Source organism: Aerococcaceae bacterium DSM 111021 (genome assembly GCA_020112395.1).
GTDB lineage: Bacteria > Bacillota > Bacilli > Lactobacillales > Aerococcaceae > Ruoffia.
In genome coordinates, this window is record JACCEK010000002.1 from 133,369 (window position 1) to 145,742 (window position 12,374).

14 protein-coding genes are annotated in these 12,374 nt (G+C 38.0%); 5 read left to right on the top strand and 9 right to left on the bottom strand.

What is annotated here, in order from left to right; genetic code table 11:
* Positions 1–21: 21 nt before the first annotated feature.
* Both HYQ40_06810 and HYQ40_06815 read right to left on the bottom strand, forming a co-directional pair.
* Positions 22–1,080, bottom strand: coding sequence for an acyltransferase (locus HYQ40_06810; protein ID MBZ6527486.1), 1,059 nt, complete (start codon positions 1,078–1,080; stop codon positions 22–24).
* Between the two features lie 74 nt (positions 1,081–1,154).
* On the bottom strand, positions 1,155–1,742 hold the full coding sequence (locus tag HYQ40_06815; protein ID MBZ6527487.1) for a YdcF family protein: 588 nt from the start codon (positions 1,740–1,742) through the stop codon (positions 1,155–1,157).
* Between the two features lie 137 nt (positions 1,743–1,879).
* On the opposite strand from HYQ40_06815, the gene HYQ40_06820 reads away from it, so the two are divergent.
* Positions 1,880–2,491: a DUF2179 domain-containing protein gene (locus HYQ40_06820; GenBank protein MBZ6527488.1), complete on the top strand. Its 612-nt coding sequence runs from the start codon at positions 1,880–1,882 to the stop codon at positions 2,489–2,491.
* 15 nt (positions 2,492–2,506) lie between these two features.
* A complete protein-coding gene (locus HYQ40_06825; protein ID MBZ6527489.1) occupies positions 2,507–3,379 on the top strand; it encodes a fructosamine kinase family protein in 873 nt (290 codons plus the stop codon).
* Positions 3,380–3,433: 54 nt separating this feature from the next.
* On the opposite strand, the gene HYQ40_06830 is transcribed toward HYQ40_06825, so the two are convergent.
* From HYQ40_06830 to HYQ40_06845, 4 genes are all read right to left on the bottom strand, one after another.
* Complete coding sequence (locus HYQ40_06830) at positions 3,434–3,607, bottom strand: tautomerase family protein (protein ID MBZ6527490.1); 174 nt, start codon at positions 3,605–3,607, stop codon at positions 3,434–3,436.
* Positions 3,608–3,724: 117 nt separating this feature from the next.
* Positions 3,725–4,960 (bottom strand): mechanosensitive ion channel, encoded by a 1,236-nt coding sequence (locus HYQ40_06835; protein MBZ6527491.1) that lies wholly within the window; start codon positions 4,958–4,960, stop codon positions 3,725–3,727.
* Between the two features lie 196 nt (positions 4,961–5,156).
* The gene (locus HYQ40_06840) at positions 5,157–6,059 is read right to left on the bottom strand and encodes an SDR family oxidoreductase (GenBank protein MBZ6527492.1); all 903 of its coding nucleotides are present in this window, start codon (positions 6,057–6,059) and stop codon (positions 5,157–5,159) included.
* 367 nt (positions 6,060–6,426) lie between these two features.
* Positions 6,427–7,596 carry a nucleotide sugar dehydrogenase gene (locus HYQ40_06845; protein MBZ6527493.1) on the bottom strand — a complete coding sequence of 390 codons (1,170 nt, stop codon included), beginning with the start codon at positions 7,594–7,596 and terminating at the stop codon, positions 6,427–6,429.
* Positions 7,597–7,938: 342 nt separating this feature from the next.
* On the opposite strand from HYQ40_06845, the gene HYQ40_06850 reads away from it, so the two are divergent.
* From HYQ40_06850 to HYQ40_06860, 3 genes are all read left to right on the top strand, one after another.
* Positions 7,939–8,535 (top strand): hypothetical protein, encoded by a 597-nt coding sequence (locus HYQ40_06850; protein ID MBZ6527494.1) that lies wholly within the window; start codon positions 7,939–7,941, stop codon positions 8,533–8,535.
* Positions 8,536–8,656: 121 nt separating this feature from the next.
* Positions 8,657–9,322: a sulfite exporter TauE/SafE family protein gene (locus HYQ40_06855; GenBank protein ID MBZ6527495.1), complete on the top strand. Its 666-nt coding sequence runs from the start codon at positions 8,657–8,659 to the stop codon at positions 9,320–9,322.
* 8 nt (positions 9,323–9,330) lie between these two features.
* Positions 9,331–9,999, top strand: coding sequence for a TlpA family protein disulfide reductase (locus HYQ40_06860; protein ID MBZ6527496.1), 669 nt, complete (start codon positions 9,331–9,333; stop codon positions 9,997–9,999).
* Between the two features lie 114 nt (positions 10,000–10,113).
* Here the strand turns inward: HYQ40_06860 and HYQ40_06865 are convergent, their stop codons facing one another.
* The 3 genes from HYQ40_06865 to HYQ40_06875 form a co-directional block, all read right to left on the bottom strand.
* Positions 10,114–10,635: a hypothetical protein gene (locus HYQ40_06865; protein ID MBZ6527497.1), complete on the bottom strand. Its 522-nt coding sequence runs from the start codon at positions 10,633–10,635 to the stop codon at positions 10,114–10,116.
* A 336-nt stretch (positions 10,636–10,971) separates the two neighbouring features.
* The gene (locus HYQ40_06870) at positions 10,972–11,853 is read right to left on the bottom strand and encodes an SDR family oxidoreductase (protein ID MBZ6527498.1); all 882 of its coding nucleotides are present in this window, start codon (positions 11,851–11,853) and stop codon (positions 10,972–10,974) included.
* Positions 11,854–11,903: 50 nt separating this feature from the next.
* Positions 11,904–12,365, bottom strand: a complete 462-nt coding sequence (locus tag HYQ40_06875; protein MBZ6527499.1) for a threonine/serine exporter family protein — start codon at positions 12,363–12,365, stop codon at positions 11,904–11,906.
* Between the last annotated feature and the right edge of the window lie 9 nt (positions 12,366–12,374).

Here is a 12,374-nt window from a genome sequence, read left to right on the forward strand (position 1 = left end):
CAACCAAAAAAACACTTCCTACTATATGTAAGAAGTGTTTTTTGGAATTTGGATTTGCTCGTCTTTATCTTTGTCTTTCTTAAATGACAACTTCTTTAAGCCCTTCTGCATTGGTTGCATGTAGAAGCGGTTTAATGGGATATACAATAGAAGCGAAAAGACTGCCGCAAATAATGTAATCACAATAACCCGTAGTGGCAATGAATGAATTAATACTTCTGGCAATATGAACATCAATAAACCATACACATTAATACCTAAAGCATGTAATAGATAAATCTGATCGGAATAATCACCCAATTTTGCCATCATCGTTTTTTTACCTTTATATCGATTCAAGAAAGTAATCACTAAGTACACCGTCGGAATAAATAATAGTTCGATATATTTCCCTTGATAGAAAAAACCAAAAGTAACAACATAAACGACCATCCATCCGATTAACACTCGCAAGTTGTACTTCCAGTAATCACCTTGAACACCTACATAGTAGCCGATTGTCGTATACATCAACGCCTTTGGAAAGCCTCCGTAGCGAAGCACATCAGTGAGTATCCCATGTTCCATACAGTACAGTGACAACAGGTAGGATACGAAGACAACCCCTATTAAAGCCTTTGGCGCTAAATTAATCTTTCTCAGTACATAAAGTAAGAGTATGCCGATCCAACTCGCCCATAAGTACCATAAATGGTAAGAACCAATCGTTCCTTGGACAATTTGACGCCAGGTTTTAGAACGAAATATAACCATCACAGCATCCATGACTGGCTCTTGATAAAGCCAAGCTTCAAACCCAGCCATAAACAGTGATACGACATAATAAAACAGCGATATAGTTATAAATAATCTTAAAATACTGCCCGCATATTTTAACATATAATCATTTGTCCGTGATGACAGGATGTAACCTGTAATCGCAAAGAACAAAGGCACTGCATAGTTAAAAATAGCACGAGGCCATTGAAGTTCAATCAAAGGTTCATTATATGCCGAATCGATAAATGCGAATACATGAATGAGTACCACACCAATCGCGGCAATAAACTTCACCTTATCAATATTGTAGTTTTTTGACATATAATCCCCTATTCAAATTTTTTTAGAAAATATATAGTACCCTTTCTTAATCGAAATGTCTAAGAATATGAATTTTATTCAAAATCAAAGAAATGATATAAACCAATTAAGTATCCATAATATTTGTAAATTTCTCGTCGTCCTGCCCGACGAAGTCCTGGTGTATCAAAATAAGTGATAACCTCGCCTTCATCCGTATAAACATAAGCAGATATATAAGTTAAATCATAACCAAAATGCTGATTCACCCGCTCATAAATCATACGCGTTCGGCGTGTATGGTAATCAGATGTAACGACTAAGGCAGATGTCCACCCATTTTCTTGCATAAGTTGTAAAGTATTAACCGCATTTGTATACGTACTCGTCGCTTCATTTTCTCCAATCAGTTGGTCTTCTCTAGCGCCTGCATTTTGGTAGTGAGGTAAAAGATTTAAATTTTCTCCATAAAGAGGCGAGACAATAATCTTATCTGACAGTGAATAGCCATCCAATAAAAGCTTTGCGGATTGGTCCTCACGCCCGTCCCCGCCTTCAGGCACGATAATCACATCACTCAACACCGGCGTTTCCCCAACATCTAAGTTGAAATACAGCCACACAGCGTGCCATGACCAAAACAATAATATTAGAACGATTAATTGTTTTAATCTTCTTTTCATAGCTTTTCCCTCTTTTCAAATGATAACTTATTCTATCATAATCATTGAATATAGCTATAAACAGCGAGTTAATTTACATAAAATTTAATTTGCTGTAACATTTACTTTAGAGATTATTAAAAGGAGGCCACTACTTTATGAACTGGCTCGTATTAGGACAAATTTTCACAATCAACTTAGTCTACATTATGCTCAACACAATCCGAACGTTATTAACCATGCGTGGTTATCGTCACGTTGCGCCCATCTTGGCAATCATTGAGATTACAATCTACACGCTTGGATTATCAATGGTTATGTCTTACATTGAAGAAAATGTGCTTTACTTAATCTTCTATGCCTTGGGCTTTGGAGTTGGCATCTACTTAGGTATGTTGATTGAAGATCGGATTGCGTTGGGCTATTCTGTCATGCAAGTCTTTACCGAAGATGATAATCATGTGTTAGCTGAATCCTTGAGAGAACGTGGTTATGGAGTCACGATTCAACCAGGTTATGGCCGTAACGGTAACCGGTTAGTCTTAACAATTCTAACACCCCGTTCAACAGAAGTTGCTTTACGTAACACCATCAATGAACTCAACCCAAGAGCATTCTTCATCTCATATGATGCCAAATATATTCACGGCGGTTTCTGGACGAAACGGATTAGTACGCCACAAATCATTGAAGATAACTTTGAACAAGATCAAAGAGAAGGCTTTGAAACACCCGATGACGTATTAACGAAAGATGAATTTATCGACTAAAAAGGAGCTTGTAATATGTTTACAAAGGATTGGGAAGCGTTACTACCACTAGATTCCATTCAACACATTACACCCGTTTCAGGCGGCGATGTCAATCAAGCGTTTCGTGTAGACACTGATAATACCCCCTACTTCTTACTCGTTCAACCCGGACGAAGTGCGGACTTTTACAAAGGCGAAATAGCTGGTCTAGAAGAAATGACGAAAGTAGGAATCACTGTTCCGCGCGTCATTGATAGTGGTGAAAATAACGGTGATGCTTATCTTTTACTCAGTTACCTTGATGAAGGACATCAAGGAAGTCAACGTGAACTAGGTAAGATGGTTGCACAGCTACATCAATATCATTCGCCTAACGGACAATTCGGCTTTGCTGCGCCTTATGAAGGAGCCGATATCAGCTTCGACAATTCATGGACCGATTCATGGATTGAGTTGTTTGTGGAAAGGCGCCTTGATAAATTACACACTGAATTGGTAGCTGACGACAAATGGACTCAAAATCAAAGCGAGATTTATCAACATGTTCGCCAAATTATTGTTGATAACTTGTCCAAGCACAAAAGTGAACCGTCTCTACTTCATGGGGATTTATGGGCAGGTAATTATATGTTTCTATCAGACGGTCGTCCTGCCCTATTTGACCCGGCTTCAATGTATGGAGACCGAGAGTTTGACTTAGGTGCTACCCAAGTATTTGGTGGCTTTACCGAAGAATTTTACACCGCTTATAATGAAGCATACCCATTGGCGGATGGCGCACAGTTAAGAATCAACTATTACCGTTTATACTTGTTAATGGTTCATTTGTATAAGTTTGGTGGAACGTATGAATCATCTGTTGATCAAGCAATGCAAAATATACTAAACGAACAAACAAAGTCCTAAGAGCCAAGCTCTTAGGACTTTGTTGATTGTTAGCACTAAGTTATTATCCTTAGATTACTCATCCGCTCCGCTATAAAAATCTTCCTTAGCCATATCTTCAAAAATCACTCGAATAGACTCTTTACTCGCATAGTCTTGATTTACCATTTGTTCAATAATTGCTTGAGCCAGTGCTTCTTTTTGCTCCGGTGTGCGTCCTGCTTTCGATTGAATACGTACATAAGGCATAGTCATTCCTCCATTATTGTTTTAACATATTATACCCTTTCTTGAACGCATTGCACCTGAAATGCATGCAAAAAAAGAAGCCGACTTATGAATAAAGTCGACTTCTTTATACGTTTTCTAGATTTGGTTGATATTATCATCTGGTTTGTCTAACTCTTCTTGAATTGCTTTGTCAGCTTTGTTTAATTGACGAGCCGCGAAGTCGCGCCCACCTAAACCAAAGGCTAAAGCAGCTGCAAGACCAACAGCACCAAGGATAATAATAAATCCAGCGTTCACGATTGTTTGAGCAATTTGTAATTGTTCCAAGATCATGAATGCTCCTAGGATAATAATCGCGTAGCGAACAACTTCACCAAACGCTCTGTTACCTGTTGCTTTTGCGATAAAGTTAGCTAAGATGTTCCCACCGATTAACGCGATAGCTAAGATGATAATGGCACTTAATACTAATGGGATGTAAGCAATAATTGCTGCACCGATTGTATTAAGAACGTCTAAGTTTAAGACTGAGATAGCTTCAACTAAGAAGAATAACATTAACACACCTTTAACAACTGTCGCTGTTACATTCGAAATCTTCACTTCAGATGTTTCTGAACGGAAGTTTAAGTAACGTGAGTATCTATCAACACCTGTTGTTCTTAATAAATTCTCAATTAAGTCACCAAGTAATTTCGCTACAACGCCACCAATAATTAATAGTACAGCGGCTGTAATGATATTAGGGATGGCACTTAGGATTTGGTTTAATACCGTTACGATTGGTTCTGAGATTGAACGGATACCTAGTGTTTCTAGTGCAACCGTTAAAATTGGAATAAACAGTAATACGTAAACGACTGTAGCAAGTACATCAGCAATTTGACCTTCGTTCACATCAACGCCTGTCGTGTTACCAGTCAGTTTTGCATACCACTTATCAATATTTAAACCTAATAAAAGATTGCGAACAAGCTTTTTAATAAACTTACAGAAGTACGCTCCAACGACTAAGATAACGATAGCAGTTAAGATGTTAGGAATATAACTGAAGAACTTGTCAAACATGTTCACAATTGGATCCATAACGCCACCGACGTTTAATCCGTTTAAAATACCCGGTAAGAAGAATAACAATGTCGCAAAGTAAACGATTGAACCAACCGTTTCTGTATATTGCTGACCTTCTTGTTCTGTCTTAGCCATGCCCCAAGCTTGAGTACGACGACTAAAGTTAAGTTTTTCTAACCCTTTAATTGTTAAACGCTTAAGTCCCCAAGCTAATAGAAGAGCTAAAACTAATAATAATAACGCGCCTATGATACCTGGCAACATCGCGCCTAATGTCGCAAAAAATGCTGAAAAATCCATATTATTTCCTCCTTAAAATTTTATAATTTCTATAGTTAGTATATCATCTGATATCACAATGTAAAATGATACACCTTGTGGTGACTCAATTCCTCATGATATGAGTAGAAAAAAAGATACTTTGTTATCTATATATAACAAAGTATCTCTCTTCATTTTAATCACTATATTTAGTTTAACTTATATATAATACTCATTATAAACTAATAGCCGTACCACCTGTCACACCGTAGATTTGTCCAGTGACGTAACTTGCTTCTTCTGAAGCTAAAAAGACATACACTGGCGCTAACTCAACTGGCTGACCTGCGCGTTTAAGCGTCTCATCTTGTCCAAATGTTTCTAAGTCACCTTCAAGTTTTCCATCATCTAATTGAAGCGGCGTCCAAATCGGACCAGGTGCTACTGCATTCACACGCACGCCTTTTTCACCAAAGTACTTAGACATCCCCACTGTAAAGTTAGATATCGCACCTTTAGTTGACGCATAATCCAATAAGGACGGTGATGGACCTGTTGCTTGAACAGAAGTTGTCGTAATAATTGCACTCCCCGGTTTCAAGTGTTGTTCAGCAGCTTTCACCGCTTCAAACATACTAATGATATTTACTTTGAACGTATCATTGATTTGTTTCATAGATAGGTCACTTAACTTCTCTTGGGCAATTTGTTGAGCTGAGTTCAGCACTAAAATATCAATCCCACCGAATTCTTTCACGGTTTTGTTGATTAATTCGGTTGCCACACCCTCTTCACGTAAATCGCCTGGAATTAAAACAGCCTTACGACCTTCTGCTTCAATTAATTGGCGAACTTCTTCTGCATCCGGCTCTTCACCTGGAAAATATTGGAACACAACATCTGCTCCTTCACGAGCATACGCAATTGCCGCTGCACGGCCAATCCCTGAGTCTGCCCCCGTAATTAACGCATGACGACCTTCTAATCGTCCTTTACCTTTATATGATTCTTCCCCACAATCTGGTTTTGGTTTCATATCCTTTTGTAGCGCTGGTGACTTTGCGACTTCTTCATTTTTTTCTGAGAAACCTTCTGTATAATGTTTTGTTCTCGGATCTTCAATGTTCTTGTTTGTCATAATATTGTCCTCCCTTTGCTAAGATACATAAAGTGTAGCATGATGAATCAATGAGCGTTAAATATTTGCACTCGGATATATAGATTAATTGGGAATTAGGTGTGTGATCACCGCTTGCGGATTGTCGTCTTTTCTGCGATAATCCGCAAACAAACTTGCGGGTTGTCGTCAGTTCCACCATAATCCGCAAACGAACTTGCGGGTTGTCGTCAGTTCTACCATGATCCGCTAACGAACTTGTGGGATGTCGTCAGTTCTACCATGATCCGCAATCGAACTTGCGGGGTGTCGTCAGTTCTACCATGATCCGCAAACACTATTTCACGTAAAAAACCACTCACTTCTAAATGAAATGAGTGGTCTTTAATTAGTTTTCGTTGTAGACGTCACGAGTATAAACTTTCTCGCTGACTTCTTTAATTTCATCTGAAATTCGGTTGGCTAAAATCACATCCGACGTTAAGTTGAATTCATTAATGTCAGTTAAAACTCGGTAGCCTTCAAATGACTCAGCTTTCAAGCTTGGTTCATAGATGACAACTTCAATACCTTCTGCACGAATTTGTTTCATAATATCGAAGATGGCAGCTTGACGGAAATTATCCGAATCAGTTTTCATCGCTAATCGGTAAATCCCAACAACTTGTGGGTCACGTGATAGGACTTGGTCCGCCACAAAACCTTTACGTGTTGCATTCGATTCTACAATCGCGCGAATTAGATTATTCGGTACATCTTTGTAGTTAGCTAACAATTGCTTCGTATCTTTTGGTAGGCAGTATCCACCGTAACCAAAAGATGGATTATTGTAGTAATCACCAATTCGAGGATCTAAACTCACCCCATCAATAATCGCTTTCGTATCAAGCCCTTTTGTTTCAGCGTACGTGTCTAACTCGTTAAAGTAAGATACACGTAATGCTAAGTAGGTATTTGAGAATAATTTCACTGCTTCTGCTTCTGTGGAGTCCATTAATAAAACTTGAACATTATTCGCAATCGCACCTTCCAACATTAAATTTGCGAAAGCTTGACCGCGCTCTGATTTTTCTCCAACAATAATTCTTGAAGGATATAAATTATCCAATAACGCTTTTCCTTCACGAAGAAATTCGGGCGAGAAGACAATATTATTCGTCTTATATTTTTCATTGATTCGACGAGTATAACCTACTGGTATGGTTGATTTAATAATAATAGTCGCGTCGGGTGCATACTCTAACGCATCTTCAATGACGCTTTCTAAAGCAACTGTATTAAAGTGATCCTTCACGTCATCATAATCCGTCGGTGCTGCTACGACAACGAATTCTGGTTTATGACCGAAACCATGCTCTTTATCTGTGGTTGCTTCCAGAGTTAAGTCTTTACTTGTTAAGTAATTTTGAATTTCATTATCCGCTATCGGTGATTTACCTTGGTTAATTAAGTCGACTTTTTCTTGGACGATTTCTAATGCTCGAACGTTGTTGTGTTGTGCTAGTAAAATCGCATTTGAAAGTCCAACGTAACCTAATCCCACTACTGTTATATTCATGTTTCGTTCTCCTTGTTGATTATATATAGTTAAATTCTGTTTAGATACGTGATTATTATAACAGATAGTGAATAATTTTGTGCAAAGATCTTGAGCTGGTTATATGAACAAATGTTTGTCCATATATCTGTTCACAATTTTTTTCTACTCATCATTACCCAATATCTAATTTATTTCTTGACTGTATAAATCTAACTTACCACCATAATTTGCTAGTACTCCGTTTTTTACTTCGAGTACAACTGTTGCACCAAGTGCTTTAATTATCTTTTTGCTTGGAAAGTATTTTCACAAAAATTAGAATAATGGTATGATACATTCACTTAAGGAGGCAGAAATCACATGCAAATTTTTCATCACAAAAATAAAGATAAAACTTACTGGAACCCATATATTGCGGCGTTTTTCATTGCAATGGTCATCTTTGCGTTACTCGTTATTTTCTTTGTTTATTTCCAGCCGACACCTGTATCAGCCGTTATTTTTGTAATTGTATTATTTTTTCTAGCCATTGCCCTCACTATCTTTGTCTTTCTTCATAACTTCAAAAGTGATTCAATCTATGTACTAGATGAGGATGGCGTCTTATGGTCGTTATTTTTACAAGGTTTGGCTGATTATGCTATCCACAAAGAAACCAACCTTATTAATCGATTCAATGCCCCAGGAAAACATTACAAAGCGAATCAAGCACAACGCTACATTAATGATAAAGACACTTTTATAGAGGACATTATTCATCATCTCAAAGAAAATCCCAGAAAAAATATACAGACTTATTCTAAACAGGGTGCGTTAATCGAACAGATGAAAAATTCTCGCGTCATTGAGAATGGCTATACTCAATTTAAAGTAGCCTTTATCAATCAAAAAGGTAAAGAAAAAAGCCGTAAGATTTCTAATGGCTTTGTGGGATTGAAAGAGGCATTAAATAAATAAACAAATATATCATCTTCCTATATTCTTAACCAATTAAACACGTATTCTTCTTAATTTTCCCGTAGAGCTGTGCTAATATTTATATGAATGTAATCGTTACTTTAGGAAGGAGTTCGAGTTAGTGCAACATTTATTACTAGGAGTTGAAGGGGTTTTAACCTTTATCTCACCATGTTTATTACCGATGCTTCCAATATATTTTGCTTACTTAACTGGGCAATCGGAGAAAGAATCCGACAAGCAAAAAAGCTCCCTCCTTTTACAAGCCATATTTTTTGTCCTAGGTTTCACGCTTGTCTTTATACTTATGGGAATATTCGTCACAACAATCGGGCGGTTTGTACTAATTAATCGCACACTGATTCATTTTATCGCGGGGTCATTTATGATACTCCTTGGAATTGATTATCTGTTTGGGAACCCAGTTATGAACCGATTGAATATTATGCCTGGCAGTTCTTTAAAGCAAACAAATTCTTTTGTTTTCGGCATGATTTTCTCACTTACTTGGACGCCGTGTGTCGGGACTTTTCTAGCCAGTGCCCTCTCATATGCAGCAACCTCTGGCTCTTACCTTGAATCAGTGACCTTATTGTTAAGTTTTTCTTTTGGCTTAGGAATTCCTTTTGTCTTGAGTGCTCTATTACTTAACGAAATGAATCACGTACTCACGTGGATCAAACAACATTACCGAATCATTCAAACTGTGTCCGCTTTATTTTTAATTGTTATGGGGATTTCAACGATGTTCGGTTGGTTAGAAATGGCCTTAATCTATCTTAGTTAGGAGTAATTATGAAAAAAATCTATCTATATTTAATCGGGTTTGTTACCCTGTTTGCCGTTGCTTTTATTATCTATCAAAGCAACCTCGACAGTCCTGCTGTCTCAGAGGATTTGACCGAAGAACACTTAGTTGTCGAATCTGTCGAATCAGTTGAATCAAGTAGCGAAAGTGAGGAAGCACCTACCAACTCTACGTCAGTTTCTGAAGTTTCTGAAGTTTCTGAGGAGTCTGTTGAATCAGAGAGTGAAAGCCAGCTAGTCTGGCAAGGTCCATCAACAACTTACGTTGATAGTGATGGAGATATTATTCGACTTTCACAAAATCTTGGCAAACCAACTATTGTAAACATCTGGGCTTCTTGGTGTCCGCCGTGCCGTGACGAGATGCCTTACTTTGAATCGTCTTATCAAGAACACGGATCAGATATTAATTTTGTTATGTTGAATGCCTTAGAAAGTCGCCCAACAGAAACGAAACAAGCAGCTTTAGAGTTCGCTGATGAGATGAACTTGTCTATGCCAATCTACTTCGACAATAACGCAAGCAATCAAATCGAATTCGCTGCGAACATGTTACCCCTCACAGCTTTGTTAGATTCTGATGGCGAAGTGATTGAAGTCGTGCGAGGCCAAGTCTCACCTGCTAAATTAAAGCAACTTATCGCAAAAGTATCATAATAAAAAACCATCTAGTCTCTGATGTTTAGACTAGATGGTTTTTTGTTGAATTGCGCTAACTTGCGTCAAATCAACTCGCGTTTGGCGTGAGTTGGGCCCGACTCTCTATTAATTCTACACTTTCCCCAAGTATTTCTTAAACAACGCATCATAACTTTGACCGAATCGAGGTTCGACAATACGGTAATCCCTCGGTAATTCAATATCTTTAACGACTGCGATACTGCCCAGTGTTTCTGCATGTTTCATAACTGGAATATATAATTTATAACCTAAGATATCCGCAATTAATTGTGGGAATGCTGCGAGTTCCGTCACACCACCCACTAAGCCAATCGCCTTAAAGTCGGCGAGTTCTTCTAGGACACTCACATTGTGCTTAATATTGAATATCATTCCAAGGATAATCGAGAACAGAACCGACTCTCTAGAACTGACTCGAGTTAAATCAAACAAATTCCCTGTCGCTGCTTCGTTCCAAATCGGTGCGCGTTCCCCGTTTAGATATGGCACAAATATACTTTCCGTATGTGGACGTTTTGCTGCAACTAGGTCCAACTCATCAAAATTGCTATTGAAAACTTTATTCGTCCAAGATAATACATCTGCTCCATTATTACTTGGCAGGCCAATCAAGTATTGGTTTTTCTTAATATTGTATGCGTTGTATGTTATTCATATATCATTCGACTCTCTCTTATTCCATTATTTAACTTTAGTTTAATCTCCACCTACCATTCTAACAATCTTTATAAAGCATTTTTTATAAAGTCATATTATTTTTGCGTTAAGTAAATTGTAGGCCTCACAATCATTGATGTAAGGGTTTTCATAAACTGTCATTTTCCACTATGAAGTGGAACTTTTAATCATAGCTGCTTAAATGCCTCTTTAAAAAGGATTTAATTGCACGAAAAATACCCCTTATCGATTGGATTCGATAAGGGGTATGTGGTGACTTGAGGCAAACCGTTATATTAAATCTTTTATTTTATTAATGACACTCTTACCTACGGATGTTTCTGGGTCAATGTCCATCGATTTTTGAACCAATTCATGTCGTTCGCCTAAGTTATCATCCATTTTCTTATCCCATAACTCTTTCTCACGCTTCTTCGCTAAAGCGCTCATCGCTGCTGAGATAACGTTACGGTACTGTTTCACTTCACCAGTCACAACTTTAATCGCTTCTTCAATCACACCTTCTGGATCCAGCTGTTCATATGGAAATGCGAGTTGTTCATAATCAAAGATACGCTCGTTAGGGTTATCTCGCCATGATCTCCAAGTTTCAAATTCACGGTCATTAAAACCAGTCAAGTAAGGTCCTGGATTAATCGTTCCAACTTGGATCTTAAACTCTTGCAATTCAGCACTCAACGATTCCGCAAACGCTTCGATAGCAAACTTCGAGCTACCATATGGACCTGAAAGTGGGTCTGACATCAATCCTGAAATTGACGACACAAAGATTACTTTACCTTGTTGTTTCTTAACCATTTTACGGACAATGTGTTGAGTTAGAAAAATCGTCCCAAAAACATTGACCTCGTATTGACGGCGCAAGTGCTCTTCTGGAATATCTACTAAAGAGCCTCCAATGGATACACCTGCGTTATTTACTAAGACATCAATTTCCCAGTCGCCTGCTCTTTCTCTATCTGCTTCGCTTGTAATATCCAACTTTTCAACTCGAAGCTCCAGCTCTTTTTCTGCTGCTTCATTTTTTATTGCGGATACCTCAGATAAAGTCTCAACGCCTGCGATGACTTTTTTACCTTGTTTAGCTAAACCAAATGCGATTCCTTTACCAATTCCAGTACCTGCTCCAATAAAACAACTTATTTTGTACAATTTAGCAAAATAAAAGACCCCAAATCTTTTTAGGACTTGAGGTACTTTAATTAGCTGTTTATTGATTTTTCCATTTTTTTCAATCGTCTCGCTTTAATTTCGTTTTCGATTAATTTTACAACCATAAAGCCTAAAACTATCGCACCCGCTGTCCACGCCACATCCATCATGTAGTTTGCGCCGTCGATATAATTCTCCTCCACAACTGACCGGACTGCCATATAAGCTGCTCCACCGGGTACGAGGGGTACAATGGCAGGCGTATTCAACGTGATGACTGGTAATCTTAATTTTCTGGATAGGAAAATACAGATTAAACCAATCACAACTGAGCCCACAAAATTCGATATCGCTAAATCACCGATTGCTTGATTAATCACCCAAAAACTCATCCAGCCCAAAGTCCCAGCAATTCCTCCGAATAAAATACCTCTTCGAGGCCCATTTAAAATAATACCAAACGACACACTCGCAATGAAACTAAAGATAATTTGTTCAATAAATTCAGTCATATACTATCT

Coding starts and splice junctions, on each gene's coding strand:
- HYQ40_06810 (MBZ6527486.1), bottom strand. CDS start 1,080: ATGTCAAAAAACTACAATATTGATAAGGTGAAGTTTATTGCCGCGATT.
- HYQ40_06815 (MBZ6527487.1), bottom strand. CDS start 1,742: ATGAAAAGAAGATTAAAACAATTAATCGTTCTAATATTATTGTTTTGG.
- HYQ40_06820 (MBZ6527488.1), top strand. CDS start 1,880: ATGAACTGGCTCGTATTAGGACAAATTTTCACAATCAACTTAGTCTAC.
- HYQ40_06825 (MBZ6527489.1), top strand. CDS start 2,507: ATGTTTACAAAGGATTGGGAAGCGTTACTACCACTAGATTCCATTCAA.
- HYQ40_06830 (MBZ6527490.1), bottom strand. CDS start 3,607: ATGCCTTATGTACGTATTCAATCGAAAGCAGGACGCACACCGGAGCAA.
- HYQ40_06835 (MBZ6527491.1), bottom strand. CDS start 4,960: ATGGATTTTTCAGCATTTTTTGCGACATTAGGCGCGATGTTGCCAGGT.
- HYQ40_06840 (MBZ6527492.1), bottom strand. CDS start 6,059: ATGACAAACAAGAACATTGAAGATCCGAGAACAAAACATTATACAGAA.
- HYQ40_06845 (MBZ6527493.1), bottom strand. CDS start 7,596: ATGAATATAACAGTAGTGGGATTAGGTTACGTTGGACTTTCAAATGCG.
- HYQ40_06850 (MBZ6527494.1), top strand. CDS start 7,939: ATGCAAATTTTTCATCACAAAAATAAAGATAAAACTTACTGGAACCCA.
- HYQ40_06860 (MBZ6527496.1), top strand. CDS start 9,331: ATGAAAAAAATCTATCTATATTTAATCGGGTTTGTTACCCTGTTTGCC.
- HYQ40_06875 (MBZ6527499.1), bottom strand. CDS start 12,365: ATGACTGAATTTATTGAACAAATTATCTTTAGTTTCATTGCGAGTGTG.